We start from the raw sequence: 26,818 nt of genomic DNA, 5'->3' as shown, positions 1-26,818 counted from the left end.
AAACCGATCAAATTCCAGGATGAAAAGATTGCCCGCATGAAGTCAATGAGAGTACGCTTAATTTCTGAACATGGCACACATCTCTAAGTAAGAAGCTAAGGAAAGAGCATGAATGTAGGGCATCTCAATTTCTTCAAAGTTAATAAGTGCGGTTTATATAAGGTAAATGATGACAATACCTATGGTTTAGAACTCAGCGAAACATTTGACCTCATACAGGATTGGGTGGGAACTAAATCTCTTGCACTCACGATACCATGGGATCCAAAAGAAAAACCTAACAGATCAAAGTGTTATTGCAAGGACATTTATAAGGATGCAAATACTGGTGATTTCTTAATCATGTTGTGGAAATCTGATACTGATAGTACTGGTTCTTTATTAGGAGCTAGTGAAGACGGTGAAATCGGAAGTTCATCAGTAGTTAAATATACTAATAGCTACAGAGGGAAAAAAGTCATCTGGGGTCGGCCATGCTTTTATTGGGTTATCCCTGAGATTGAAACTATAGTATCCATTAAATTCGACCATTCTGTTTGTGACTCTGAACTATTTCAAGATTATATACATTCATCTATTACCAATAGAGTCAAACATAGCAAAAGGGTTAAAAACAAAACAGAGAAAGGTTATATAAGGTTATCTAATACTGATGACGAAAATTTATATAAATATATGTACAGATTTGATATGAAGCTACGAAGCTTAGAAACCACTCATACTGAGTTAGGTAAATTGATACCTAAAATAACACACATAGTTCGCAGAGAAACTATTATTATAAATCCAAATGACGCACGAGCTGATTGGTTGAAGACCTTCAGTACACTCGTTCCATATGTGTCAGGAAAGAAAAACACCAGAACAAGACAAATTGAAATAAAAGCAGAAGCGAAACCATCCCTTAATGAAGTTCAAGAAATCATTGAAAAATATTCTGCTGAGGATAGAGAAAAACGTCTTTGGGACAATGTAGGATTTGCTACGGACAAGGGTATAACTTGGGTGGATAAATACAGGATGCGAGATATTCTCAATGTCCCTTCTGAAGACTATTCAACATATTCTGCCGCATATATTTACGAACAAATATCACACAAAAGAAAAGAGTTCATTTCCCCTATATTAAAAGAATTAAAAGCATTACAATCTCAATCAACAATTAAGAAAGCATCTGGAGAGGATTGAATATTGAAAGCTATAGCAGGCATCGTCAAATACACGTGGATATACATAGCTATATTCATTATATCGCTGATAATTATTTCACAATCCGATATTGAATATGTGTATAACGATTTTGCTAATTATTGCACTCTTCTCGTATCAGTTTCTGGAATGGTTTTTACTATTATGGGAATTTGGTTAGCATTTCTTTACCCAAATGCTTTGCAGCGTATCGTTAACCCCAAAACTATAGAAGCTGTTGATTTCACCGATCAGCTCGAAGATACAAGAAGGTTAGAAGCAATAGTTGGAAGTGTTCTAAAGTCATCTTTCGTTATGATTACTTTACTTGTTGTATATTTAGTTAAGCTAGTGTTTTTTAAGAGTCATCTTTATTTAGAGAGCCAAGAAGTAATAAAAAACACATCTTTATCATTAATTATTGCTATATCGTACATGCAGATTGAGGCAGTCATTAGTGTAATTCTTGCAAATGTTATGTTTATCAATGATCTACATAATAAGCGAGAGCAACGAGACATCGATGATCAAGTATGAGGGAAAAATGAAAAGGAACATACGTGTTATACCTAAAAACATTCATAGCAAGTTAAAAAGGCTTGGCAACACAGTTGTTGCTGGCACTTCCATTGCATTTACAGAAAACCAACTAAAAAATGGAATATTAGAGCACCTTGGAATATATTTTGATAATGGTGTTAACGCATATGAGGCGTCAGTTATACCGGATCCATTGCAGGGGAAATATTCACTTAAAAATGTTTTCGGTGAAGAAGTCATAAGAAAAGACCTCCCAAAAGAAACTCATTACACTGAAATTGAGTCACCTAACTGGGGTGATAGCTCTAACGGTACGCATACTGTTAGATTACCTCACGAGAAATACCCCAGAGACATCATCCCACCCAAACTAATAGCAATTCAAATTAATCATAAAGAGTCCTCAGATAGCCATTTTATATTTAATTTCAGAGTGACAAGAATTTTAGATAAACAATCAAATAACTTTGATGATGAACTATTATTTGATTTAAATCTTCTTCAAGAAAATCTTGGAAAATGTGGAGTTGAGAATGCTGACAAGCCTATATCGACTTATGCTGACACACTTATAGTCTCATGGGACATATTCCCGCCAGGTAGTAAAGAAGAAGCTTTAGCAAGAATTTTTAGAGGGAAAAATGTTACTGCCGACAAGAAAAATGTTGCTGAAAATAGATATGACTTCTTCATGAGTCTTGAACCTAAAAAAATAGTCACTGGAAATAGTACGTTCAGCAATTATATTGGAGCTATGCTAGAGGACGATCTAGTTGTTTTTGAGAATATAGAATATGGAAATGCGATATACATCCTCTATGATAACTGGGATGACATCAGCAAGCTATCTCGGATTGACTTGTTATCAGGAAGAGCAGGAGATAATTTCGATAGGATAATCCATAATGGTAATTGGAAAGACGAAGTACGAAAAAAAGTTGCTACCAGAAGATTATGATCAAAGTGTTTAATATAAAATAAACGCCTATTTATATCATAGGCGTTTATTTTCGCTATAGTTTTTTGTTTATGTTAGCAAAATCATAAGGTGTAACTGTTTTGCTTTCATTTGCTTTGAGATAATCAGCCCACCACTGAACCATCAGCCTACGCTCATCTAAATGCTCTGAAGTGTGAATATAAGCCGCACGTACATTATTACGCTCTGTATGGCTCAACTGACGCTCTATCGCATCATCACTCCACAACCCTGACTCACCCAATGCACCACGCGCCATCGTTCTAAACCCATGCCCGCAAACTTCGGTTTTAGTGTCATACCCCATGGCACGCAAGGCACTATTTACCGTGTTTTCACTCATGACTTTAGTTGCGTCGTGATCCCCCGGAAATAGAAGTTCTTTGTCACCGCTGATTTGCTTGAGCTGCTCTAGCAACCCTATCGCTTGCCGACTGAGGGGAACTATATGTTCCTCTTTCATCTTCATGCCCCGGTACGAGTAACGAACGCCCTTAATTTCTTCTCTTTTTGCAGGGATGCGCCAAAGAGATTTATCAAAGTCGAATTCATCCCAGCGCGCAAAACGTAATTCACTAGAACGCACAAAAGTCAGTAAGGAAAGTTCGACCGCGATACGTGTCATCACACGACCACGATATGCAGCAAGACGAGCAAGAAATTCAGGGAACCGGCTAGAGGGTAAAGCGGGATAATGCCGCGCTTTAGTTGTTGATAAAGCACCGGCCATATCACTGGCTGGATTAGAGTCGATGTAATCGTTCTGTACGGCATAACGCATAATGGCCGTAACGCGCTGTTGCAGGCGCTGCGCGACGTCATGCTTACCGCTGGCATCAACCCTTTTAATCGGGGCTAACAAATGGCTGGTTTTGAGCTGGCGAATATCAGACGAGCCGATATAAGGGAAAATATAAAGCTCAAGATAGCGAAGAACACGCGATCGATGGTCTTCACTCCATCGCTTGTTACTGGCATGCCATTCGAGGGCGATGGTTTGAAAAGTGTATGCCCCCGCGTTTTCAGCCTGAGCTTCCTTCTGTTCAGCTTTCGGGTCGATACCTTGCACTAACAGCTTTTTAGCTTCATCACGCTTTGTTCTAGCCTGAGCAAGCGTAACAGTTGGCCAAACACCAAAAGCAAGGCGATCCTCTTTTTTGTCAGAGGGTCGTCTGTATTTCATACGCCAGTATTTAGAACCCTTGGCCGAAATCTCAAGATACAAACCGCCGCCATCGGCCATTTTGTAGGTTTTGTCTTTAGGCTTTGCGGTCTCTACCTGTCTGGCGTTGAGCTTCATTTTGGGGGCACATTTCTAATCGAAGTTAAGATGCCCCCAATTATGCCCCCAATGCCCCCCGGATTTCAACGGACAGACTCGGACAACGCCGGATACAAAAAGCGCTGAATACCTTGATTTTAAAGGGTTTAGTGGACTTTCTCGGATGGTCCTGGAAGAGGTCTTGGTGCCGAAGGCCGGACTCGAACCGGCACGTATTTCTACGGTTGATTTTGAATCAACTGCGTCTACCGATTTCGCCACTTCGGCACTGAAGGGGATGCGGAAACGTGTTGGATTATACCTGCCGCGGACGGCTATGCAAGTCACGATGTTGTCATACGCCGCTAAGTGCTGAAAAAATCAGCGTTCTACAAGCGGTCACCTTTCTCTTTATAAATCCTTTCCTCCTTAACTCTTTATAATCTCTTGATCCCTTACCCGCTTCACCCTTCGATCCAGAACGTTCATCCTCCCAGTTCCCATTTTTGAACATTCCACATCAGCCTCTGCCCTTCCAACATCACAATCCGCTAACACTCCCTTCTCCCTTCTCCCTTCTCCCTTCTCCCTTCTCCCTTCTCCAGCCCAGCTTCACCACAACAATCCCCGGAGAGGAATAAACCTTCTCCCCTTCCCGTTATTTTATAAAACTGAGCCTGCTAATAATCCGTAAATAGCGAAGCGACCATTCTTCATATATAATATTTCTTCAACCACTTTATACCATTCCATATTGTTTTATTCGTCGTATCGGTTAAAAGACCTATGACAATTAGCCTGTTTCTTTTTTTGCATTTCATTGAATACTTTGATGATTACCAGTCTCAATGGCGAACGCTATTACGTGGAGATAATGTATGCATGTACTCATGATTGACAAGCAGTCAATATTTATTGAAGGAATGGCATCAGTACTATCGCAATATATTCCGGAGGTGAAAGTTCGTGGACTGAATAATCAAAAAGATATCGATGATACGCTTAATGAATTTCCGGCATCGTTAATTCTGCTTGATGGCGATGGTAATAAAACTTCGAGTCTCGAATTGCTGGATATTTTAGCCTGTCGTCATCCGAATATCCCCGTAGTGATGCTGATGAATAAATGTCAGCCGACATTATTACGATTATTTTTAAATCATCACGCGGTAGCGTTTGTCCGGCGCGATTCGCCCCCGGAAACCATCGCTCAAACACTGCGTAGCGCATCGCTGGGAATGTTCTGTCTGCCACAGGAGAGCATTACGCTGTTGGACAACGGGCACAGCGCCCTTGCCCGTCTGAGCGAACGCCAGCGAGAGATCCTGAAACTGCTGGCCGCCGGGGAGTCAAATAAACAAATTAGCCGCCATTTAAATATCAGCGCGGGCACGGTGAAAGCGCATCTGGAATCAATTTTCCGCCGTCTGAATGTGAATAACCGCACGCAGGCCGCAATGATGTATTCGGAAGAGTAGTCCTGATTATCTTTATTTGATTGCGTTAGCTTATTTTCTTTTTCCTGAGCGTAAAAGGAGCATTATGCGTGGGCATAATGCTCCTGTCGTTTAACTTAATTTCTCGGATAACTTGTTTGTACGCGCCACTGTCCACCGTTATTCACTAAGCGGATAAACGCCTGGCGATCGTTGGCGATATTATAAAAAGCCCCATTGCCATACGCCCTGCCCACGTTCACAGTACCATTCCCACCCAGCGCAATGGTGAAATTAACCGCTGCGGTATTGTTGGCCGCGCCAGCACAAAACGCCTGAATGGTGTTGCCAATAGAATTCCACGCCGCATCCGCATCCGTCCATGTCGAAGCGGTATTCGTTTGCGGGCAGCTCGGTTGGTTGGCAACCGTGCGCTGCTGCAGCCATGCATCGGATTTACCGACATGGCAAACCGTCATATGCCCACCGGCGTTATCCTGATTCTGCGCCCACTGCGCGGCAGTCAGGCCAGCGCCGGGCAAATTACAGGCAGGGCCGACATTAACGGCCATGGCCCCGGTTGAAAATAAAAACAGCGATACCGCAGCCACAGAAATAATGCTGCGCGTTTTAACCTTACGTGAAAAAACAGAGTTTACAGACATAATCATCTCCTGCGAGTGGAATAAAGAAAGTGCGAATTCGCAGAATTAAATTAACGCCAGTGTGAATTACAGAGAATTTGGCAAGTGACCAGTGCAGAGGTGATAAATGGCCTGGGCCATTTTACGGAGCAGCAAAATAAATTCACCACTCCGCGTTAATTATTGTGCGGGGATTTTCTTGCGCGGTGCGCGAGGGGTGGGTGTTTTTTTAGCAGCAGGGATTTTTTTAGCGACAACTGTCTTTTTCGCTACTGCTGATTTTTTACGTACCGGAGTTTTGTCGGGTTTATCAGTTTTATGCATAGTGTGCCAAAAATAATAAATTGAGATTATCCCGATACCCACATCTTTTAATATCCAGAAAGGCAACTCCTGAGCCATTAATATCACGTTAAACAACAGATAGGGTAAATTTAAACAGCCCTGCACGGTAAAACCGAACGCCGTAATTAAAAGCCCAATGCGATACCACAATGGAATATCAAGCATGCGGCTGCTAAGGGCGCTCACAAAAATGATCACGGCAATCGCCACATCCACCAGCGTGATGGCCCAAAAAAGGAGTTTAAGCGTCATGATGGTTCCTCTGGTTTACGTCGTGGCACACGGCGACGCGGTGCTGCTTTCACGCCGCGAGCCGCGCGTTTTAACTCACCGGCCACCTGCAAAATGTCATGCCCTTCGCGGCGGTTAAAGAAATTGGCCAGCCAGGCAATCATGCCGACGCTTATTGCGCCAACAAAGTAGCCGATGCCCATGGCGATATCGCTGTCTTTAAAGTTCATTCCCAGCCAGCGGGCAATAAACCCGCCGAGCGTGAAAGTGGTGCTCACGCTAATCGCGCCAATGATTACCCCGGCGGCCAGGCGCCCGTGTTGATGCAGTTTTTTCGGCTGCCAGAAAAACGACACGCTCAGCCCGCCGAACAATCCGGCGAGCGCGGCCAGCCCCTGGCTTAGCAATTGCAGTCCATCTGCGGCCATCGCATTACCTCCTGAACAGGCGGCCTCAACGAATCGGATGAGGCCGCAATAGCGACTACTGGCAAGGAGGAAGCGTGACGGTTGTGGCGTCGTTATCTGTAGTGAGATAACGCGTCGCGCTTTCCGGGCTGTAAATCAGGTGCTTGTTACTGCGCAGACCGCGTACGCTATCAATATCCGCGCTGTACCACTTACCTTTACCCGGCAGCGGTTTACCGCTCCACGGGTCGCCGCCCAACTGCTTCTTGTTCAGCGCCCACACGCTCCATAGCGAATCCTCCGCCTTGCCGCTCCAGCCCAGTTTGATGGCCTGATCGCGGGTGACGTAATCGGCTGGCAGCACGTCATCACGGTTCAGGGTTTTGAGCAGAGCCGTCAGTTTCTTGTCGTCCTGAACGGTTTTCTTATTCAGTTTTGCCAACTCTTGATTTGCCGCCTGCACCACCGCGCTGCACTGCGGCAATTCAGCCCACACAGGCTGAGTTAGCAGCAGACCGACAAAGGCGACTACCGGGAGATATCGTTTCATCTGTTCGCTCCATGGATCAGTTTATCGGTGCCAAAAACAGCGCGCGTTCGGCATCACGTCGGCGCGTCAGCCCCGCCAGAATCTTGCCGCCGGCCTTGTTCCAGCGCGGTAGTTGATCTGCCGCCTCCTGATACTGGCCCTGGTTGAGCAGGCGCAGCAGCGTTGAGTTCTGCAAGTTTCCAAGCCCGACGTTAAAGGCGAAGGCGACCAGCGCGTCGAACTGGTTCTGGTTGAGATCGACCGTCACATATTTATGAATGCCGCGCTCGGTCATCCCGAGATCGGCGCGCAGCAGATCTTCCGCCTCCACTTTGCTCAGCGCCTGGGGGAAGTTTTCATTGGGCAAAATCAAATGCCCGTAGCCGATGGTCCATTTGCCTACCGCGTCGCGGTACTTCTCAAGGCTTAGCCCTTCGAAAGATTTAATCAGCGTCAGCCCGGCAGCGCCGGTGCTCAGGGGTTGATTAGCCATTGTCATCACTCCTGTCGTTTACTTGAGGAAGAACTTGTCGGGTGTACTCTTCGATAAGCCGCAACACGCTTTCCGGCGGCTCCAGTACGGTGAACTGCATTTCGATATCCACATGTCCGCTGTCGCGCCCGCTGCCTCCGTGGCTCGGCGGCGACATGCTGACGTGAAAACGGCTGACCGCGTCGTCAGGCGTGCCGGACATAGCACTCTGCTGTTCCACCGCGTCGGTACGCACGGTGAGAAACACTTTCATCTTCTCCAGCATCAGCCCACGCGGTGTGGAGAGCGCCACCAGCGGCAATTTGAAGTGGTGTCGCTCGTCCAGCTCCATTTCGACGATTTTCGGCACCAGCCGCCCGTCGTCGCTGTGTTCGAAAAAGGGATCCAGCGCCTGCATGTACTGATGCGCGATCAGCTGGTTCGCCGCCGAGGCCGCATGCTGCATGCCGCGCGTGATATCGGCCAGCGTCACACCCGACGCAGAGGGTGGCGTGCCGTCGCCCGGGGGCGGTGGCGGGTCCTGCGGTGGATCGGCGGGCGGTAATCCGGCGACATCCTCGGGTGGCGGATCGGCAGGTGGCAGCCCGGCACTCTCTTCCGGCGGTGGCGGCGGCGCAGGTGAATCCGCCTTCGGCTGCGCGCCACGGTTGCCGCGAAGCCAGTCTTTCATTGACATAGTGCGCTCCGTGAGAAATGAGGCTGCCAGGCAGCCTCAGGGTGGAGATAGCGAGAATTACGCCGGCGCTTTTTCCGCTGCGGCAGGCGTTGCGGGGTAGGCATCAAGCTGTTTCGATTCCAGCTTTTGCGCCTCTGACGGCAGAACAGCCGGGCGTGTTGCGGCATCCGTCAGGAAATCAATCACGCGCATCAGGGCTTCCGGTGGCGGCTGACGTTTTACCTGGGTATGGATACTGTATTTTGCGCGGGTATCGCTGGAGCGGGTTTGCTGGGCTTTGTGCGAGACGCGACCGGTGATTTTCACGCTGAACGGCCCCCAGCCAACGGAGGCTTCCAGCGAGGCTTCCGCTTCGGTCTGGCTGCTGCTGGCTTCGCTCTGGGAGACTTCCAGCTCGAAGTCGATGGTGCCCTCTTCGATACTGATGTTAGGGTGGGAAATGGCCGCCAGCAGCGGGATGCGCATGGTCTTTTTCACCACGCCCTGGATAACGCCCTTGTCATCCACCACGGTTTCGTCGTAATCAAACTGCACCGACTCCGCCTTACCGTCCTTGATACACACCGAGAGCAGGAAGTCGGCGTACGCTTTACTCGCCTGCACCTGCGCTTTGATCATCGCCTGCAGTGGGCCGCCAATCATGTGCTCCAGCGGCAGTGCATTAATGACCGATCCAATAAATTGTGAATCCATAATGCATACTCCTGTGGGTTATACGAAAAGATCGCGTTGCGAATTCGCAAACCCACAGTAGCGGTCGGCAGAGGATGAAAATATTGGCTGGATGGCGGTAAAAAACGGGGAAAATGGCCTACGGCGCGTGCAGGGTTACGCAGGTTTTACAAACAGCGCGCGCTCGGCTTCACGCCGTCTTGTCAGCCCGGCCAATACTTTACCGCCCGCTTTGTTCCAGCGCAGAAACTGCTCTGCGGCCTGCGCGTACTCCCCCTGGTTGAGCAGTTTAAGCAGCGTCGAGCTCTGCAAATTGCCTGCGCCCAGGTTAAACGTAAACGACACCAGCGCATCAAACTGGTTCTGATTGAGATCCACCGTCACCGCTTTGTGTACCCCGCGCTCGGTCATTAACAGATCGGTGCGGAGCAGCGCTTCGGCCTCGGCTTCGGTAATCGGGTGGGAGAAGTTTTCATTCGGTAAGATCAAATGTCCGTAGCCAATGGTCCACTTACCCACGGCATCTTTGTATTTTTCCAGCCTGAGACCTTCAAAAGATTTAATGAGCGCCAGCCCGCCAGCGCCTGTACTTTGCGGTTGATTCGCCATGGTGGTTACTCCTGGTTTGTGGGTGGGTACAGCACCTTTTGAGGATGGTTCGGACACATCGTGTTGCAAAGTCACCGCGCCAAAATAGCCGTATGGAAAATCCGAAAATAGCGGCCTGCGGCGTGCCATACACCGCCATAGCTTAACGAAACGGGCGGTATGCACACCCACAGGCTGCCGCAGAGTGTGCAGATGCCCTACACTTCATGCGACTCCCTCTGAATCAAAGGAATCCGTGATGAGCATCATTAAAAGCTACGCCGCACCACAGGCTGGTGCCGCGCTCGAATTGCAGGAATACGACGCTGGCCCGCTGGCGGCGGAAGATGTGGAAGTGCAGGTGGATTACTGCGGGATCTGCCATTCGGATCTCTCGATGATTGATAACGAATGGGGCTTCTCCCAGTACCCGCTGGTCGCCGGGCATGAAGTGATTGGCCGTGTGGTGGATCTTGGCAGCGCGGCACAAAATAAAGGGCTGAAAATCGGCCAACGCGTAGGCATCGGCTGGACAGCGCGCAGCTGTGGTCATTGTGATGCCTGTATTGATGGCAACCAGATCAACTGCCAGGAAGGTGCGGTACCAACCATTCTCAATCGCGGCGGCTTTGCCGACAAAATCCGCGCCGACTGGCAATGGGTGATCCCGCTGCCGGACAGCATTGATATCGAAACCGCCGGCCCGCTGCTTTGCGGCGGCATTACCGTATTTAAACCGCTGCTGATGCACAACATTACCGCCACCAGCCGCGTTGGCGTGATCGGTATCGGCGGGCTGGGCCATATCGCCATTAAACTGCTACACGCGATGGGCTGCGAAGTGACGGCGTTTAGCTCGAACCCGGCGAAAGAGGCAGAAGTACGCATCATGGGTGCCGATTATGTGGTAAATAGCCGCGATGCGGATGCGCTGAAAGCGCTGGCAGGTCAGTACGATCTGATTATCAACACGGTTAACGTCGATCTGAACTGGCAGCCCTACTTTGAGGCGCTGACGCACGGCGGGCATTTTCACACCGTTGGCGCGGTGCTGAAGCCGCTCGAAGTCCCGGCATTTACGCTGATCGCAGGCGATCGCAGCGTTTCCGGCTCCGCAACTGGTACGCCGTTTGAACTGCGTAAGCTGATGAAGTTCGCCGGACGCGCGAAAGTGGCACCGACCACGGAGATGTTCCCGATGTCGCAGATTAACGAAGCGTTGCAGCACGTACGCGACGGCAAAGCCCGTTACCGCGTGGTATTAAAAGCGGATTTCTGATGTGAAAAAGCCCGGCAATATCGCCGGGCTTTTTTATTGCGCTACCCCGTCTTGTTAACGCGAACAGCGCCAGAGTTTGGGCCGCCTTAATGTCTTTGAATTGACTTCCGACTGGCCTGGCAGGCAGATCTTTTATGGTTTTCGGTACACCCTTCAAACGCGAAATCAAAGCCGCTTTCCAGCAAGGCGGGAGCTTACCTGCTAATAGCAGCAAACACTTCCGCAATCGCGACAGCCCCCGGATCGGTTACCCCGTCGAGATTTTCACTATTCACATACGATGAGCGCCCGGCCCCCGCTTTTTGCATCGATGCCGTGCTGGCCGCACCGCTTTTTGCAGCGGCAACGGCGGCATCCAGCCCGCTATCGCGCAGCGCTTCAAGCGCCGGTTGCAGCGCATCGATCAGCGTGCGATCGCCGAGATCCGCACCGCCATAATGTTTCATCTGCTTCAGCCCCAGCAGTAGCGCTTCCGGCAACGCCGTGCCGTTGTGTACGGCCTGACCTGCGGCGGTGAAGAAAATCGACATCAGCACACCGCTGGAACCACCCATCACGGTCGCCAGTCGCTCGCCAACCAGTTGCAGCAATTGCGAAGTGTTGTTCAACGGCAGGGCATTTTGCTCCAGCAGACGTTTGATTTCCCGCGCCCCTTCAGCAAAGGTTGAACCGGTATCGCCATCGCCCACTTTCGCATCCAGCGCGTTAAGCCGGTTTTCGAGGTCAATCAATGTATCGACTGCTGTATTAACCAGCGCTTTCACCTGCGGGTTGTCGGAAGGTTCAATCTCCAGCCCGTCATACACCGCGCTGTGCGGCTGGGTTTTCATCGGCGCGAACGGCACCGGTTTCTGCCAGCCGACGGTCTGCACATCGGCGCAAATCGCCTGCTCGAAGGTGTCATTCAGGCGCAATACGGACAGCGAAAACCCTTTCATATCCAGTGAACTGACCAGCGGTGCGGGGCCAATCAGATAGGCGATTTGCGCTTTAAAGGCTGAGTGCGCCAGTTCTTTGGTCAGCAGCGCCATTTCCAGCGCCGAGACACCGCCGAGGTTGTTAATCAGCACCGCCACCCGATCGTTACCCACCGCCGCTTTTAGCGGTTTTACCAGCGTATCGATGAGCGCCTTGCTGTTGTGCGTATCAACGGTGGTTGCGCCGGGTTCGCCGTGAATACCCAGACCCAGCTCGACTTTGCCGTGCTGAATGCGCCCCTCTTCGCTATCGCCGCCCGGCAGATTGCAGGTTTCCATCGCCAGCCCGAGGCTGAAAACGTTGTCACAGGCCTGCTGAGCGATATCGCGCACTTCACTTAGCGACTTTCCGTGCTCCGCAGCATGACCCGCAATCTTATGCACCAGTGCCGTACCGGCAATACCGCGTGGCTGTTTGTTGTCCGGCAGCGCGATGTCGTCTGCGACGATCACCATCTCCACCTTCAGGCCGTAGCGCTTGGCTTTCTCTGCCGCGAGGCCGAAGTTAAGCCGGTCGCCGGTGTAGTTCTTCACAATCAGCAGGCAGCCGCGATCGCCGGTGACTGCCACAATCGCGTTCAGTACCGCATCCACGCTTGGCGAGGCGAAAACATCACCGCAAACGGCAGCGGTGAGCATCCCTTTACCGACAAACCCGGCATGCGCCGGTTCATGCCCGGAACCGCCGCCGGAAATCACCGCCACGCGGCTTTTATCCCAGTCGGCGCGGGCCACAATGCGAATAGCAGGATCGATATCGAGTCGAACGAGGTTGCCGTGTGGTGCAGAAATTACCAAACCTTCAATGGCATCATTGACCAGCTGTTTGCGGTCATTGAAAAAGAATCTGGACATAAGTTTCCAAAAAGTTGTGAATCGTTCTTCAAGCATAGCCCGCGCGGTGCGGGCCGGGGTAAAGAACAGATTTTACTGAAGGGGTTTACGGTGCTCTGCGGCCAAAATGCACGGCATAACCGCGCAGGTTGCGCAGCGTGTCGAGACGGTTGCCAAGCACAACAGCCCCGCTAATCGCCAGCACCAGCAGCACACCATGCACAGACATGGCAATACGCGAATCCAGCAGGAAGAAACCGGCAATAGCCGGAAGAGAAAAAGCCACCCACAGACTGTTTAGCGTGTTTTCCGCCACGCTAAAACGGGCGAGCACCCGATCTGCCTGAGACTCTTGCGGCGAACCGCGTCGCACGGTACCAACCTGCTGCGCCAGCGCATCTGCTCGCTGAATCAGCCAGCGTACCAGGCTCAGCGCAATGACGGCCACCAGCAGTTCAAACACCAGCACCGCACTATCACTAAGGATACTGAGTGCCCACTGCGCACTCAGCATCGCCACGGTAACCAGCGCACTCAACAAACAAGAGACGATCATGGCGGAGAGATGCGTCGCTGCGCGTATCAACATGCGGTGCTCCTTGCAGAAAAAAGAAGAGAGGCCTCAGCCTCTCTTTTCAGGTATCAATTAGCTTTTTCGCGTCATCAGCCACAGGCTAATCAGGAAAAAGCTGGCGCTCGGCAACAGTGCGCCGACCACCGGCGGAATGCCGTATACCAGCGTCAGCGGGCCGAAAATCTGATCCAGCACATAAAAGACAAAGCCGAAGCTGATGCCGGTGATAACACGTACGCCCATCGCCACACTACGCAGCGGCCCGAAGATAAACGACAGCGCCATTAGCATCATCACCGCCACGGACAGCGGCTGGAAGATTTTGCTCCACATATTGAGCTGGTAGCGCCCGGAATCCTGGCCGCTCGATTTGAGGTATTTCACGTAATTGTGCAAACCGCTGATCGAGAGCGCGTCCGGATCCAGCGCCACCACACCGAGTTTGTCCGGCGTCAGGTTCGTTTTCCACGTGCCGCTCACCGTTTGCGCGCCGGTAACCTGTTTCGGGTTCGTCAGATTAGATTCATCAACCTGCGACAGCCGCCAGAGTTTCTCCTGCGGATCGAACTTCGCCGACGCGGCATAGCGCACCGACTGCAAACGACGATCTTTATTGAAGGCATAGATGCTTACGCCGCCAAGTTCATCGTCGCCTTTTACGCGCTCGATATAGATAAAGTTGTTGCCGTCTTTCGCCCACAAACCTGATTGCGTGGAGAGCAGCGAGCCGCCATACATCGACTGCGCACGCTGGTTACGCGCCATCTGCTCCCCCTGCGGCGCGACCCACTCGCCAATCGCCATGGTCAGCAGCACCAGCGGAATAGCCGTTTTCATGACCGACAGCGCCACCTGCATGCGGGTGTAGCCGGACGCCTGCATAACCACCAGCTCACTGCGCTGCGCCAGCATGCCCAGCCCTAACAGCGCACCCAGCAGCGCCGCCATCGGGAAGAAGATCTGAATATCTTTCGGGATGCTGAGAATGGTGTACATCCCCGCGCCCAGTGCGTCATAGCTCCCCTGGCCTGCTTTTTTCAACTGATCGACAAACTTGATAATGCCGGAGAGCGACACCAGCATGAACAGCGTCATCATGATGGTGGTGAAAATGGTTTTACCGATATAGCGGTCAAGTACGCCAAAAGCCTGCATTATACCGCTCCTTTACGCGTAAAACGGGCGCGAACCCGGCGCATTGGCACCGTATCCCACAAGTTCAGCACCACAGCCAGCGCTAAATAGACCAGGTTTACCAGCCACATCCACACCAGTGGATCGAGTTTGCCTTTCGCGCCGTTCGAGCGCAGCGTGGTTTGCAGCAGGAAGAAGACCAGATAGAGCAGCATGGCGGGGAGCATCGACAGTACGCGCCCCTGACGCGGGTTGACCACGCTCAGCGGCACTACCATCAGCGCCATCATAACCACCGTAAACACCAGCGTTAAACGCCAGTGCAGCTCGGCGCGGGCGCGCGGCGTATCGGTTTTGAACAGCGTGCGCATGTCCATCTGCTCGGTATCCGACGGGTCGAGCGCCACCGTCTGGTGACCAATAATCGCCTGATAGTTCTGGAAATCCGTAATGCGGAAATCGCGTAGCATGGCGGTGCCTTCGAAGCGGGTGCCGGTATTGAGCGTCACCACCTGCGAGCCGTCTTTATGCTGCGAGAGATGCCCTGAATCCGCCACGACAACGGATGGACGGGCGGAGCCTTTGGTACGAATCTGCGCCAGGAAGACATTCTTGAAGTTTTTGCCCTCAACGCCTTCGATAAACAGCACCGAGTTGCCATCCGTCGCCTGCTGGAACTGCCCCTGCGCCAGCGCCGCCATGCCAGGGTTCGCTTTCGCGTCTGCGAGCACTTGATCCTGATGGCGGGAAGACCACGGGCCCGCCCACATGACGTTGACCGCCGCGACAATCCCGGTGAACAACGCGAGGATCAGCGCCGCTTTCACCAATACTGCACGGCTCAGGCCGCAGGCGTGCATCACGGTGATTTCACTTTCTGTATAAAGTTTGCCCAGCGTCATCAACAGGCCGAGGAACAGACTCAACGGCAGGATAAGCTGCGCCATTTCCGGCACGCCCAGCCCCAGCAGTGAGAGCACGAGGTTCGTCGGAATTTCGCCATCAGCGGCTGCGCCTAAAATCCTGACCAGTTTCTGACAAAAGAAAATCAGAAGCAGGATGAATAGGATCGCAAGCTGGCTTTTTAGCGTCTCCCGAACCAGATATCTTATGATTATCACTTTAAATACGCCCGTAAAAACCAGTATTTTTGCTGGAAAATAGCTTGTTTCATGGCTTAAACGTCATTTATTCTCTTGAGTCGTCGAAATGATCGCTAAGATTAATATACTCAGCGGATACGTGCGTAAGACCCGATTCTGACGTGCCGAAACCGAAGTAACATTAAGATTAACACGAAGTCACCGCAACAGCGGACACGAGTTACGAAAGCTTGCAATTCTATCCGTAGCCGCCGCCGTTGTCTTTAAGATTCAGGAGCGTAGTGCATGGAGTTCAGTGTAAAAAGCGGTAGCCCGGAGAAACAGCGGAGTGCCTGCATCGTTGTGGGCGTCTTTGAACCGCGCCGGCTCTCTCCGATCGCCGAGCAACTTGATAAAATCAGTGACGGCTACATCAGTGCGCTGCTGCGTCGCGGGGAACTGGAAGGCAAGCCGGGGCAGACTTTACTGCTGCACCACGTACCGAATGTCCTCTCCGAACGCATTTTGCTGATTGGCTGCGGTAAAGAGCGTGAGCTGGACGAGCGCCAGTACAAGCAGGTGATTCAAAAAACCATTAACACGCTGAATGATACCGGCTCAATGGAAGCCGTCTGCTTCCTGACCGAGCTGCACGTAAAAGGGCGCAATACTTACTGGAAAGTACGCCAGGCCGTTGAGACCGCGAAAGAGACCCTTTATAGCTTCGATCAACTGAAAACCAACAAAAGCGAGCCACGCCGCCCGCTGCGTAAAATGGTATTCAACGTGCCGACACGCCGCGAGCTGACCAGCGGCGAGCGCGCTATTCAGCACGGTCTGGCCATTGCCGCTGGTATCAAAGCGGCAAAAGATCTCGGCAATATGCCGCCAAACATCTGTAATGCGGGCTACCTCGCTTCTCAGGCGCGCCAGCTAGCCGACACCTACAGCAAAAACGTGGTAACTCGCGTGATTGGCGAGCAGCAGATGCGCGAGCTGGGCATGCACTCGTACCTCGCGGTCGGCCAGGGTTCGCAGAACGAATCGCTGATGTCGGTGATTGAATACAAAGGCAACCCGGCGGAAGACGCGCGTCCCATCGTGCTGGTCGGTAAAGGCCTGACCTTCGACTCCGGCGGTATCTCCATCAAGCCTGCTGAAGGCATGGATGAGATGAAGTACGACATGTGCGGTGCGGCGGCGGTGTATGGCGTGATGCGCATGGTCGCCGAGCTGCAACTGCCAATTAACGTCATTGGCGTGCTGGCGGGTTGCGAAAACATGCCTGGCGGGCGCGCTTATCGTCCGGGCGACGTACTGACCACGATGTCCGGCCAGACGGTAGAAGTGCTGAATACCGACGCCGAAGGCCGTCTGGTGCTGTGCGACGTGCTGACTTACGTTGAGCGTTTCGAGCCGGAAGCGGTAATTGATGTCGCGACGCTGACTGGCGCGTGTGTGATTGCGCTCGGTCACCACATTACCGGGCTGATGTCGAACCACAACCCGCTGGCGCACGAGCTGATTGGCGCCTCCGAGCAGGCGGGCGATCGCGCGTGGCGTTTGCCGATGGCTGATGAGTACCAGGAACAGCTGGAGTCCAACTTTGCGGATATGGCGAACATTGGTGGCCGTCCAGGTGGTGCGATCACCGCTGGCTGCTTCCTTTCTCGCTTTGCCCGTAAGTACAACTGGGCGCACCTGGATATCGCCGGTACGGCATGGCGTTCCGGTAAAGCCAAAGGCGCGACCGGTCGTCCGGTGGCGCTGCTGTCGCAGTTCCTGCTGAACCGCGCCGGGTTTAACGGCGAAGAGTAAGCCTCGTAAGGCCGGATAGCTGTGATTGCCGGATAGCGGCTACGCCTTATCCGGCCTGGAGCCTCAGCAATGCGAATGCTATACCCAATGGATTTCGCTTTGCATCGTCGCGGCACCTGAGCAAATCCCCGGCAGCATAGATAACTCTATGACTGGGGTGCGCAACAAATCTGCCGGTAGCAGATATGAACGCGGCCGGCAGCGGCCCCTTGAGGGCGAGGCCCAGGGATGGGCCTCGTATGCGCAGCCAACAAAGAGGCAGTACGAAAGAGCGACGGCTATAGCGTTTAAATCCTCAACCAAAAGTCCCATATATGAAAAATGCGACGTTCTACCTTCTGGACAATAATACCCAACAGGATGGCTTAAACGCCGTTGAACAACTGGTGTGTGAAATTGCCGCAGAACGTTGGCGTAACGGTAAACGCGTGCTGATTGCCTGCGCTGATGAGCAGCAAGCGATTCGTCTGGATGAAGCGCTGTGGGCGCGCCCGGCGGAGAGCTTCGTTCCGCACAACCTGGCCGGCGAAGGACCACGCGGCGGTGCGCCGGTGGAGCTGGCCTGGCCACAAAAACGCAACAGCAGCCCGCGCGATATTTTGATCAGCCTGCGCGCGGAATTTGCAGATTTTGCCACCGCTTTCACAGAAGTGATAGACTTCGTCCCTTACGAAGATTCTCTGAAACAACTGGCGCGCGAACGCTATAAAGCGTACCGCATGGCTGGTTTCAACCTGAACACGGCAACCTGGAAATAATGGAAAAGACATACAACCCCAAAGATATCGAACAGCCGCTGTACGAGCAGTGGGAAAAGCAGGGCTATTTCAAACCGAACGGTGATGAAAGCCAGGAAAGCTTCTGCATCATGATCCCGCCGCCGAACGTCACCGGCAGTTTGCATATGGGCCACGCCTTCCAGCAGACCATCATGGACACCATGATCCGCTACCAACGCATGCAGGGGAAAAACACCCTGTGGCAGGCGGGGACTGACCACGCGGGTATCGCCACGCAGATGGTGGTTGAGCGTAAAATTGCCGCCGAAGAGGGTAAAACCCGCCACGACTATGGTCGCGACGCCTTTATTGACAAAATCTGGCAGTGGAAAGCGGAATCCGGCGGCACCATTACCCGCCAGATGCGCCGTCTCGGCAACTCCGTAGACTGGGATCGCGAACGCTTCACCATGGACGAAGGCCTGTCTAACGCCGTTAAAGAGGTGTTCGTCCGCCTGTATAAAGAAGACCTGATTTACCGCGGTAAACGCCTGGTGAACTGGGACCCGAAACTGCGCACGGCGATTTCCGATCTGGAAGTGGAAAACCGCGAGTCGAAAGGCTCAATGTGGCATATCCGCTACCCGCTGGCCGATGGTGCGAAAACCGCCGACGGTAAAGATTATCTGGTAGTTGCCACTACGCGTCCGGAAACCCTGCTCGGTGATACCGGCGTGGCGGTGAATCCGGAAGATCCACGCTACAAAGATCTGATTGGCAAATTCGTGGTGCTGCCGCTGGTCAACCGCCGCATTCCGATTGTGGGCGACGAACACGCCGACATGGAAAAAGGCACCGGCTGCGTGAAAATCACCCCGGCGCATGACTTTAACGACTATGAAGTTGGCCGTCGCCACAAACTGCCGATGATCAACATCCTGACCTTTGACGGCGATATCCGTGAAAGCGCGCAGGTTTACGACACCAACGGCAACGAATCTGATGTCTATCCGGCGGATATCCCGGCAGAGTTCCAGAAGCTGGAGCGTTTTGCCGCGCGTAAAGCCATCGTCGCGGCGGTGGACGCGCTTGGCCTGCTGGAAGAGATCAAACCGCACGACCTGACCGTTCCGTACGGCGATCGCGGCGGCGTGGTTATCGAACCGATGCTCACCGACCAGTGGTACGTTCGCGCTGATGTACTGGCGAAACCGGCGGTGGAAGCCGTTGAAAACGGTGACATCCAGTTCGTGCCGAAACAGTACGAAAACATGTATTTCTCCTGGATGCGCGACATTCAGGACTGGTGTATCTCCCGTCAGTTGTGGTGGGGTCACCGCATTCCGGCGTGGTACGACAACGAAGGCAACGTTTATGTTGGCCGCAGCGAAGACGAAGTGCGCCAGGAAAACAATCTGAGCGCCGATATTGCGCTGCGCCAGGATGAAGACGTGCTGGATACCTGGTTCTCCTCCGCGCTGTGGACTTTCTCAACGCTCGGCTGGCCGGAAAACACTGACGCGCTGCGCCAGTTCCACCCGACCAGCGTGATGGTTTCCGGCTTCGACATCATCTTCTTCTGGATCGCGCGCATGATCATGATGACCATGCACTTCATCAAAGATGAAAATGGCAAGCCGCAGGTGCCGTTTAAAACCGTCTATATGACCGGTCTTATCCGCGATGACGAAGGCCAGAAGATGTCCAAATCCAAGGGCAACGTGATTGACCCGCTGGATATGGTTGACGGTATCTCTTTACCGGAGCTGCTGGAAAAACGCACCGGTAACATGATGCAACCGCAACTGGCGGAGAAAATCCGCAAGCGCACCGAGAAACAGTTCCCGAACGGCATTGAGCCACACGGTACTGACGCCCTGCGTTTCACCCTCGCAGCGCTGGCCTCGACCGGTCGCGATATCAACTGGGATATGAAACGCCTGGAAGGTTACCGTAACTTCTGTAACAAGCTGTGGAACGCCAGCCGCTTTGTACTGATGAACACCGAAGATCAGGATTGCGGCTTCAATGGCGGCGAAATGGTGCTGTCGCTGGCGGATCGCTGGATCCTGGCTGAGTTCAACCAGACCATCAAAGCCTACCGTGACGCGCTGGATAACTTCCGCTTCGATATCGCGGCGGGCATTCTGTATGAGTTCACCTGGAACCAGTTCTGCGACTGGTATCTGGAACTGACCAAACCGGTAATGAACGGTGGTTCAGAAGCGGAACTGCGCGGCACCCGCAACACGCTGGTTACCGTGCTGGAAGGTCTGCTGCGTCTTGCGCACCCGATCATTCCGTTTATCACCGAAACCATCTGGCAGCGCGTGAAAGTGCTGAAAGGCATCACTGCCGATACCATCATGCTGCAACCGTTCCCGCAGTACGATGCGTCTCAGGTGGATGAGAAAGCGCTGGCGGACACCGAGTGGCTGAAGCAGGCGATCACCGCGGTACGTAATATTCGTGCCGAAATGAACATCGCGCCGGGTAAACCGCTGGAGCTGCTGCTGCGTAGCGCAAGCGAGGATGCGAAGCGTCGTGTGAACGACAACCTGAGCTTCCTGCAAACGCTGGCGCGTCTGGAGAGCATCACCATTCTGCCTGCCGACGATAAAGGCCCGGTTTCGGTGACCAAAATTGTCGATGGCGCAGAGCTGCTGATCCCGATGCTGGGGCTTATCGACAAAGAGGCCGAACTGGCGCGTCTGGCGAAAGAAGTGGCGAAAGTTGAGCAGGAAATTGGCCGCATCGAAAGCAAACTGGGCAACGAAGGCTTCGTGGCGCGCGCGCCGGAAGCGGTCATTGCCAAAGAGCGCGAAAAACTGGATGGCTACGCGGAAGCGAAAGCGAAGCTGATTGAGCAGCAGGCGGTTATCGCCGCGCTGTAATCTCTGCGCATAAAGAAAAAGCCGGGCAGCGATGCCCGGTTTTTTTTATTTTGCAGGCCAGATAAAGCGTCACCGCCATCCGGCAAATTTCCCTGAATTACAGCACCGCCGGGTAGAACGACAGGCCTCGAGCCAGCAGGTTCGCCGGATCTTTCGCCGGCTGCACACCGTGGTCTTCCAGCGTCAGCGCTTCCAGCTCGCCATGAACATGAGTGTTTTCCAGCAGATAACGGGTCATGCGTACTTTCGCCCACGGCCATGCCAGGAACAGCGTAATAAAGCACACCAGCATGTTAGAAACAGAAATCCAGAACATACGGCCCATCGCCACCGTCGAAGAGAAACGAAGGTTCCCTTCCAGCACCAGTTGCCCGTAAATATAGGCGCGCAGTTTCACAAACGCGAAAAGGAAGCAGACAATCGCCCCGGCAATATAAATCAGGTAGCTCAGCGCCAGTTTGCCGTAAATCGGTCCCATCATCATCGCTAATTGTTCCGGATCGCCACCTGCTGCGTAGGCATTCTCTTGCAGAGTCATCAGTGACGGCATAACCAGTACCATTACCAGCAAAATAAACGGTACAAACAGCAGCATCGACAACACCACAATGGTGATGCATTTTTTCATTGAAATTTCAGCCGAGAATTTCAGTTTGCCGTACTGCAAATTATTAATCAGCATGCCAAACCATTGCGCTGCATATACACCCTGCATAATGGCAATACCCAGCAGCAATACCAATGTACCGATACCAATCATCACGGAAATAGCGCCATATGAGCCGCTACTTAATGCCGAAGTAACAAAGAGGGAGAACACCACCACCGAGGCGATAATAATCAGCAACGGGCACCCCATCATCACCCACCAGGCGCGTAAGGGGCTGGCGTAGAAATTAAAACGCACGCCGTTTATCTCTGTCATCAGCATTTGATAACGCAGCCCCTGAGTAATCAACCACGGGAAGAAAATCAGGAACAGCCCTATCATACAGAGCTGTAAAAGCACGTTCTGATAGGCCACGTTAATAAAGAAAATCGCATACAGCACTAGCAGGCAGAGCCAGCCGACAAAAATAGAACGCCCGGTCGCGTGATAAGAAAAACGCGCACCGCTAAGTTCAGTGTTCTCATAAAAATAACGACGCGCGCGTACTAACGCCCACGGCAAATATAACCCCAGCGTTATTAAGGTCAGTAAAATATTAACCAGCCAAACCACGAAATAGCCTTTCCCGCTGCCCTGAAAGAGAAAACGGCGCACGGGAACCGCCACGGAACCATGAGTTTCGGAAGTCATAACAATCCTTATCGTAAAAAAGAAGCCAGGAAAAACGCAGTCAACCATAACAATATTGCGAATATGGTTATCTCCACTATTAAGTCTAAATAGCTGCTGGTCAAAAAAATAGCGCCCAATATTCCTGGTCTTGCCAGAACGCGCCTGTAGTGGTATTAAGCAGGATCAGCTTATAACCCTGAAAACAGAGTGCAGAGATGAATGTGACCGCACCGGTAGAGGTAAAAATGCGCCCCATTGCTGCCGCCGACAACGCAGCAATCGCATCGGTGATCCGCCAGGTGTCTGCGGAATATGGCCTCACCGCCGATAAAGGCTACACCGTTGCCGACCCTGAACTGGATGAGCTCTATCAGTTATACAGTCGCCCGGGTTGCGCCTATTGGGTGGTGGAGCAAAACGGCGAGGTCGTGGGCGGCGGTGGCGTCGCGCCGCTGAAATGTAGCGAGCCGGATATCTGCGAACTGCAAAAGATGTATTTCCTGCCCAGCGCGCGTGGGCAAGGGCTGGCGAAGAAACTGGCGCAGATGGCGCTGGAACACGCCCGCGCACAGGGTTTTACCCGCTGTTATCTGGAAACCACCGCCTTTCTGACCGACGCCATCGGGCTTTATGAACGCCTTGGCTTTGAACATATCGACGGCCCGCTCGGCTGTACCGGTCACGTAGACTGCGAAGTGCGGATGCTGAAAACGCTGTAACGTCGGAGCGCCCCGATGTATTACACCGGTACGCCGCTGTGAAAACGGAACTCCGCATCCGGTGTTGAGATAAGCGCCGCTTCCACTTCACCGAAATGGCGCACACGCGGGCTGATATCCGTGGTCGAAATTTGCTGCGCCAGCGCAAGGTAATCCTGGTAATGGCGCGCTTCAGAGCGCAGCAATGACAGGTAAAATTTCTGCAAGTCATCGTCCAGCCACGGCGCCAGCGCAGCAAACCGCTCGCAGGAGCGCGCTTCGATATAGGCACCGCAAATTAACTTATCGACCAGTGTCAGCGGTTCATGCGTGCGAACCTCTTTGAGCATCCCTTTCGCATAACGGCTGGCGGTGATTTTCACGTAGGGAATGTTGCGGGCGAGCATGGCTTCCCGCACCTGCCAGAAGTGATGCAGTTCCTCTTTGATCAACAGCACCATACTATCAATCAGAGCCTGGCCCCAGACATCGTCAGTTTGCGGCATCACACTTTTGCCAATCTGCTTATGCAGCGCGACAAAATCCGGCTCCGGCCCTTCGCGAAAGGTAAATTCTTCATAGGGTTTCAGCCACGCCAGTAGCGCGTCCGACCCACTTTTATCGGCGACATAACGGCGCACCAGCAGCATGGCGGTTTGCGCCGCTTTCAGTTCACACACCATATGATCGGTAAGCAGCAGCGGCAGCATCAGTGGATCGCGCGCTTTGTCCAGCCAGGATTGCGGTGTCGGGCAGTGCAGAAAGTTTAAAACCGGGGAGAGTATTTGCGGGTAATCCATGCTCTTTCCTTGCATTGCGGCAGCGAGCGCTGCCGCAATATTTACTCAGTGACGAACACCGTCATCTTCTTCGTCGACGTAATCCTCGTCGTCATCGTCACCCTCTTCGCCGTTCGGGTCTTCGTAGTAGGTTCCCCATCCGTCGTATTCCACGTCGAATTTCTCAGCCAGGTTAAGCAGTTGCTCAACTTGCGCGTCGATCAAATCGGCGTTCAGTGCGCTTTCACTCAGCACGTCACAGCAGATAACCACTTCGCCTTCGTCCAGTTCCAGCTCTTCCGGCTCTGTTACTTCGTAGCCCAGTTTGAAGGCTTCGACAGCGGCTTTTTCCAGCGTTTCGAAATCATCTGCCGACAGGTGATGCTCAATGGTATACAGCGCATCAGGATCGCTGCCGTCTTCGAGCAACTCTTCAATAATCAAACGCGTCTCTTCGCGCTGTTCTTCCAGGTGTTCCGGGTTTGCCATGGCTCGTTCCTCATCAATGTGGCAGATACACTTATTGTCACACACCGCTGGCATTGCCTCCACTCCTCGCCGAAAAGATTTATAACCCGGGGTTGCAAATGCATATTCACACATATAAATTGAATTTTAATTCAATAAGTGGCCTTCGCCATGTGAGGGAAATATGTCCGCGTTTTATCAAAAGCATTTTTTGAAACTGCTCGATTTTACACCTGCAGAAATCAATACCCTGCTGCAACTCGCCGCTCAGTTGAAAGCGGATAAGAAAAAAGGCCAGGAAGTCCAGAAGCTTACCGGTAAAAATATCGCGCTCATCTTCGAAAAAGACTCAACCCGCACACGATGCTCTTTCGAAGTTGCCGCATATGATCAAGGTGCCCGCGTCACGTATCTCGGCCCAAGCGGCAGCCAAATCGGGCATAAAGAGTCAATTAAAGACACCGCACGCGTGTTGGGGCGTATGTATGATGGCATTCAATATCGTGGTTATGGTCAGGAGATTGTCGAAACGCTGGCACAATACGCCGGTGTACCGGTGTGGAACGGTTTAACCAATGAATTTCACCCGACCCAGCTGCTGGCGGATCTGCTGACCATGCGCGAGCACCTGCCGGGCAAAGCTTTTAACCAGATGAAACTGGTTTATGTCGGTGATGCGCGTAACAATATGGGTAACTCGATGCTGGAAGCCGCCGCGCTGGTAGGTTTGGATCTGCGCCTTGTCGCCCCCAAAGCGTGCTGGCCGGACGCGAGCCTGGTCGCCGAATGCAAAGCGCTGGCGGTAAAAAATGGCGGCAACATTCTGCTGACGGAAGATATCGCGAGCGGAGTGAAAGATGCCGATTTCATTTACACCGATGTGTGGGTATCGATGGGCGAAGCCAAAGAGAAGTGGGCGGAGCGTATCGCGCTGTTGCGGCCTTACCAGGTCAACAGCAAAATGTTGTCGCTTACCGGCAACCCGCAGGTGAAATTCCTGCACTGCCTGCCCGCGTTTCATGATGATAAGACCGCGCTCGGCAAGAAAATGGCAGAAGAGTTTGGCCTGCACGGCGGCATGGAAGTGACTGACGAGGTGTTTGAATCACCGGCGAGTATTGTGTTTGATCAGGCGGAAAACCGGATGCACACCATTAAAGCGGTGATGGTCGCCACCCTCAGTAAATAACGCAACAAGCCCGGTCGCGCTGTACAACCGGGCTTTTCTTTTATGCCACCAGTAGTTTCACCACCACTTTACGCACCTGGGCTGGCGCATTTACCGCACACAGCGGTTTGTGAACTTCCCCCGGGTAGAACACCACAAAATCCCCTTCGCTCAGCACCACGGTTTTTTCCTGTGCGCCTGCCGGCAAAAATGCAATGTCTTTATCTGCCAGCCAGTCGGTGTCTGGCGCGCCCGCAGGCTGAGTGCTAAACGTCATCCCTTCCTGGCCTTTCAGCACAATCTGGATGTCCAGATAACGGGCGTGATACTCGGCGCGGCGTTCAGCGAACGGCTGGGTCATATCTTCGGAAACGAGGAAAAACAGGCGGTTGCCGTCGATATCATGTTTGCCGACAGGCGTCGCATCGGTCACGTGCTGTTTAACGTGTTCAATGGCCTGGCGCAGCTCTTCCGGCAGCCAGGATTGTAAATGGTGAATATTGCCAACGATCATGGTGTAGCCCTCAATATAAAACATTGTTTCATTTTTAGCTTTTATACGAAAATTCACACTGCCATACCACCACTTTCTGCCGGAGATTTGTCACAACGCATGTTTATCGGAAAATATGTTATATGCCTGTTAAGGCTGATTACGCTTTTATGCAGCATAGATGCATAAAGCCCACAGCCGCGCGCTGACATAAAGCTGTTACCCACTGATTAAAAAGCCTTTATTTAAATAAACCTTTCCCGATCACACTTCAGCAGCCTGGTAATTTGCGCATTCATTCACTGGTTATTCCCTTTTTTTGCGCTCTAAAACTCCGCTTTATTCATTTTTATGCATATCTATTCCACTCCCCATTGAAAAAATTTATCAATCAATGGGTTACATATTCATGAAAATAGATGGATAGCTACAAAACAATAACAACCATGAATAAGTTCAGCCGTTAATGCGTAAGCATTCATCTGGATAATTAGGTTAATTCTCTATTCTCTGATGCGAATCATGCATTTGAACGCCGACGATTTAATATCCCATTCGACGTGAGCACAATCACACTATTAATTTATACGGCTTCTACTATGAGCCATGAAATTAATGGTTATCAACGCG

29 protein-coding genes and 1 tRNA gene are annotated in these 26,818 nt (G+C 52.1%); 11 read left to right on the top strand and 19 right to left on the bottom strand.

Features of this window, described 5'->3' with window-relative positions:
* Nucleotides 1–108: 108 nt before the first annotated feature.
* Genes IP581_RS02735 through IP581_RS02725 form a run of 3 tightly spaced genes read left to right on the top strand, consistent with a single transcriptional unit; the run spans nucleotide 109 to nucleotide 2,686 of the window.
* Complete coding sequence (locus IP581_RS02735) at nucleotides 109–1,188, top strand: hypothetical protein (RefSeq protein ID WP_193821698.1); 1,080 nt, start codon at nucleotides 109–111, stop codon at nucleotides 1,186–1,188.
* Nucleotides 1,189–1,725 carry a hypothetical protein gene (locus IP581_RS02730; RefSeq protein WP_193822634.1) on the top strand — a complete coding sequence of 179 codons (537 nt, stop codon included), beginning with the start codon at nucleotides 1,189–1,191 and terminating at the stop codon, nucleotides 1,723–1,725.
* The gene (locus IP581_RS02725) at nucleotides 1,676–2,686 is read left to right on the top strand and encodes a hypothetical protein (RefSeq protein WP_193821697.1); all 1,011 of its coding nucleotides are present in this window, start codon (nucleotides 1,676–1,678) and stop codon (nucleotides 2,684–2,686) included. Before IP581_RS02730 ends, IP581_RS02725 begins: the two co-directional genes overlap by 50 nt.
* A gap of 55 nt (nucleotides 2,687–2,741) precedes the next feature.
* On the opposite strand, the gene IP581_RS02720 is transcribed toward IP581_RS02725, so the two are convergent.
* Both IP581_RS02720 and IP581_RS02715 read right to left on the bottom strand, forming a co-directional pair.
* Nucleotides 2,742–4,007: a tyrosine-type recombinase/integrase gene (locus IP581_RS02720; RefSeq protein ID WP_193821696.1), complete on the bottom strand. Its 1,266-nt coding sequence runs from the start codon at nucleotides 4,005–4,007 to the stop codon at nucleotides 2,742–2,744.
* Between the two features lie 164 nt (nucleotides 4,008–4,171).
* Nucleotides 4,172–4,256 (bottom strand) — tRNA-Leu (locus tag IP581_RS02715).
* A 590-nt stretch (nucleotides 4,257–4,846) separates the two neighbouring features.
* Here IP581_RS02715 and IP581_RS02710 point away from each other — a divergent pair.
* Nucleotides 4,847–5,446 (top strand): response regulator transcription factor, encoded by a 600-nt coding sequence (locus tag IP581_RS02710; protein ID WP_193821695.1) that lies wholly within the window; start codon nucleotides 4,847–4,849, stop codon nucleotides 5,444–5,446.
* A 95-nt stretch (nucleotides 5,447–5,541) separates the two neighbouring features.
* Here the strand turns inward: IP581_RS02710 and IP581_RS02705 are convergent, their stop codons facing one another.
* The 8 genes from IP581_RS02705 to IP581_RS02670 all read right to left on the bottom strand — a co-directional run bounded on the left by IP581_RS02705 (nucleotide 5,542) and on the right by IP581_RS02670 (nucleotide 10,010).
* The gene (locus IP581_RS02705; protein ID WP_097401715.1) at nucleotides 5,542–6,069 is read right to left on the bottom strand and encodes an RNase A-like domain-containing protein; all 528 of its coding nucleotides are present in this window, start codon (nucleotides 6,067–6,069) and stop codon (nucleotides 5,542–5,544) included.
* 159 nt (nucleotides 6,070–6,228) lie between these two features.
* Nucleotides 6,229–6,645, bottom strand: a complete 417-nt coding sequence (locus IP581_RS02700) for a hypothetical protein (protein WP_193821694.1) — start codon at nucleotides 6,643–6,645, stop codon at nucleotides 6,229–6,231.
* Nucleotides 6,642–7,052 (bottom strand): hypothetical protein, encoded by a 411-nt coding sequence (locus IP581_RS02695; RefSeq protein WP_193821693.1) that lies wholly within the window; start codon nucleotides 7,050–7,052, stop codon nucleotides 6,642–6,644. The genes IP581_RS02700 and IP581_RS02695 overlap by 4 nt, the downstream gene beginning before the upstream one ends.
* Nucleotides 7,053–7,107: 55 nt before the next feature.
* Nucleotides 7,108–7,581, bottom strand: a complete 474-nt coding sequence (locus tag IP581_RS02690; RefSeq protein ID WP_193821692.1) for a ribonuclease domain-containing protein — start codon at nucleotides 7,579–7,581, stop codon at nucleotides 7,108–7,110.
* A gap of 16 nt (nucleotides 7,582–7,597) precedes the next feature.
* Nucleotides 7,598–8,053, bottom strand: a complete 456-nt coding sequence (locus tag IP581_RS02685; protein WP_020456325.1) for a lysozyme — start codon at nucleotides 8,051–8,053, stop codon at nucleotides 7,598–7,600.
* On the bottom strand, nucleotides 8,046–8,729 hold the full coding sequence (locus tag IP581_RS02680) for a DUF2589 domain-containing protein (RefSeq protein WP_193821691.1): 684 nt from the start codon (nucleotides 8,727–8,729) through the stop codon (nucleotides 8,046–8,048). The genes IP581_RS02685 and IP581_RS02680 overlap by 8 nt, the downstream gene beginning before the upstream one ends.
* 57 nt (nucleotides 8,730–8,786) lie before the next feature.
* Nucleotides 8,787–9,422, bottom strand: a complete 636-nt coding sequence (locus IP581_RS02675) for a DUF2589 domain-containing protein (RefSeq protein ID WP_086872911.1) — start codon at nucleotides 9,420–9,422, stop codon at nucleotides 8,787–8,789.
* 135 nt (nucleotides 9,423–9,557) lie between these two features.
* Nucleotides 9,558–10,010 (bottom strand): lysozyme, encoded by a 453-nt coding sequence (locus IP581_RS02670; protein WP_086872912.1) that lies wholly within the window; start codon nucleotides 10,008–10,010, stop codon nucleotides 9,558–9,560.
* A gap of 238 nt (nucleotides 10,011–10,248) precedes the next feature.
* On the opposite strand from IP581_RS02670, the gene ahr reads away from it, so the two are divergent.
* Nucleotides 10,249–11,268 carry an NADPH-dependent aldehyde reductase Ahr gene (gene ahr / locus IP581_RS02665; protein WP_193821690.1) on the top strand — a complete coding sequence of 340 codons (1,020 nt, stop codon included), beginning with the start codon at nucleotides 10,249–10,251 and terminating at the stop codon, nucleotides 11,266–11,268.
* A 194-nt stretch (nucleotides 11,269–11,462) separates the two neighbouring features.
* Here the strand turns inward: ahr and IP581_RS02660 are convergent, their stop codons facing one another.
* The 5 genes from IP581_RS02660 to IP581_RS23855 all read right to left on the bottom strand — a co-directional run bounded on the left by IP581_RS02660 (nucleotide 11,463) and on the right by IP581_RS23855 (nucleotide 16,022).
* Entirely contained in the window at nucleotides 11,463–13,100 is a 1,638-nt protein-coding gene (locus tag IP581_RS02660; RefSeq protein ID WP_193821689.1) for a dihydroxyacetone kinase subunit DhaK, read from the bottom strand.
* 85 nt (nucleotides 13,101–13,185) lie between these two features.
* On the bottom strand, nucleotides 13,186–13,668 hold the full coding sequence (locus IP581_RS02655) for a hypothetical protein (RefSeq protein WP_097401722.1): 483 nt from the start codon (nucleotides 13,666–13,668) through the stop codon (nucleotides 13,186–13,188).
* Between the two features lie 57 nt (nucleotides 13,669–13,725).
* Nucleotides 13,726–14,808, bottom strand: a complete 1,083-nt coding sequence (gene lptG / locus IP581_RS02650) for an LPS export ABC transporter permease LptG (RefSeq protein ID WP_097401723.1) — start codon at nucleotides 14,806–14,808, stop codon at nucleotides 13,726–13,728.
* A complete protein-coding gene (lptF, locus tag IP581_RS02645; protein WP_086872917.1) occupies nucleotides 14,808–15,908 on the bottom strand; it encodes an LPS export ABC transporter permease LptF in 1,101 nt (366 codons plus the stop codon). Before lptF ends, lptG begins: the two co-directional genes overlap by 1 nt.
* Nucleotides 15,909–15,971: 63 nt before the next feature.
* Nucleotides 15,972–16,022, bottom strand: coding sequence for a hypothetical protein (locus tag IP581_RS23855; protein WP_216848985.1), 51 nt, complete (start codon nucleotides 16,020–16,022; stop codon nucleotides 15,972–15,974).
* Nucleotides 16,023–16,175: 153 nt separating this feature from the next.
* Here IP581_RS23855 and pepA point away from each other — a divergent pair, with 153 nt between their 5' ends.
* From pepA to IP581_RS02630, 3 genes are all read left to right on the top strand, one after another.
* The gene (gene pepA, locus IP581_RS02640; protein WP_086872918.1) at nucleotides 16,176–17,687 is read left to right on the top strand and encodes a leucyl aminopeptidase; all 1,512 of its coding nucleotides are present in this window, start codon (nucleotides 16,176–16,178) and stop codon (nucleotides 17,685–17,687) included.
* A 314-nt stretch (nucleotides 17,688–18,001) separates the two neighbouring features.
* Entirely contained in the window at nucleotides 18,002–18,445 is a 444-nt protein-coding gene (holC, locus tag IP581_RS02635) for a DNA polymerase III subunit chi (RefSeq protein ID WP_193821688.1), read from the top strand.
* Nucleotides 18,445–21,300, top strand: coding sequence for a valine--tRNA ligase (locus tag IP581_RS02630; protein WP_193821687.1), 2,856 nt, complete (start codon nucleotides 18,445–18,447; stop codon nucleotides 21,298–21,300). Before holC ends, IP581_RS02630 begins: the two co-directional genes overlap by 1 nt.
* Before the next feature lie 97 nt (nucleotides 21,301–21,397).
* Here the strand turns inward: IP581_RS02630 and IP581_RS02625 are convergent, their stop codons facing one another.
* A complete protein-coding gene (locus IP581_RS02625) occupies nucleotides 21,398–22,600 on the bottom strand; it encodes a YjgN family protein (RefSeq protein ID WP_193821686.1) in 1,203 nt (400 codons plus the stop codon).
* A gap of 197 nt (nucleotides 22,601–22,797) precedes the next feature.
* Between IP581_RS02625 and IP581_RS02620 the strand changes: the two genes are divergently transcribed.
* Entirely contained in the window at nucleotides 22,798–23,301 is a 504-nt protein-coding gene (locus IP581_RS02620) for a GNAT family N-acetyltransferase (protein ID WP_086872922.1), read from the top strand.
* Nucleotides 23,302–23,321: 20 nt separating this feature from the next.
* Here the strand turns inward: IP581_RS02620 and miaE are convergent, their stop codons facing one another.
* On the bottom strand, nucleotides 23,322–24,080 hold the full coding sequence (gene miaE / locus IP581_RS02615; protein ID WP_193821685.1) for a tRNA isopentenyl-2-thiomethyl-A-37 hydroxylase MiaE: 759 nt from the start codon (nucleotides 24,078–24,080) through the stop codon (nucleotides 23,322–23,324).
* Between the two features lie 45 nt (nucleotides 24,081–24,125).
* Nucleotides 24,126–24,548, bottom strand: a complete 423-nt coding sequence (rraB, locus tag IP581_RS02610; protein ID WP_017459078.1) for a ribonuclease E inhibitor RraB — start codon at nucleotides 24,546–24,548, stop codon at nucleotides 24,126–24,128.
* A 98-nt stretch (nucleotides 24,549–24,646) separates the two neighbouring features.
* Here rraB and argL point away from each other — a divergent pair, with 98 nt between their 5' ends.
* On the top strand, nucleotides 24,647–24,742 hold the full coding sequence (gene argL, locus IP581_RS24085; RefSeq protein WP_228007808.1) for a putative translational regulatory protein ArgL: 96 nt from the start codon (nucleotides 24,647–24,649) through the stop codon (nucleotides 24,740–24,742).
* The gene (gene argF / locus IP581_RS02605) at nucleotides 24,712–25,716 is read left to right on the top strand and encodes an ornithine carbamoyltransferase (protein ID WP_193821684.1); all 1,005 of its coding nucleotides are present in this window, start codon (nucleotides 24,712–24,714) and stop codon (nucleotides 25,714–25,716) included. Before argL ends, argF begins: the two co-directional genes overlap by 31 nt.
* Before the next feature lie 40 nt (nucleotides 25,717–25,756).
* On the opposite strand, the gene IP581_RS02600 is transcribed toward argF, so the two are convergent.
* Nucleotides 25,757–26,209, bottom strand: coding sequence for a YhcH/YjgK/YiaL family protein (locus IP581_RS02600; RefSeq protein ID WP_193822633.1), 453 nt, complete (start codon nucleotides 26,207–26,209; stop codon nucleotides 25,757–25,759).
* Nucleotides 26,210–26,818: the final 609 nt, after the last annotated feature.

The organism is Kosakonia pseudosacchari, from assembly GCF_015167415.1.
GTDB classification, from domain to species: domain Bacteria; phylum Pseudomonadota; class Gammaproteobacteria; order Enterobacterales; family Enterobacteriaceae; genus Kosakonia; species Kosakonia pseudosacchari.
Note: the sequence above shows the minus strand (reverse complement) of the source record. Positions and strands in the feature narration are given on the sequence as shown.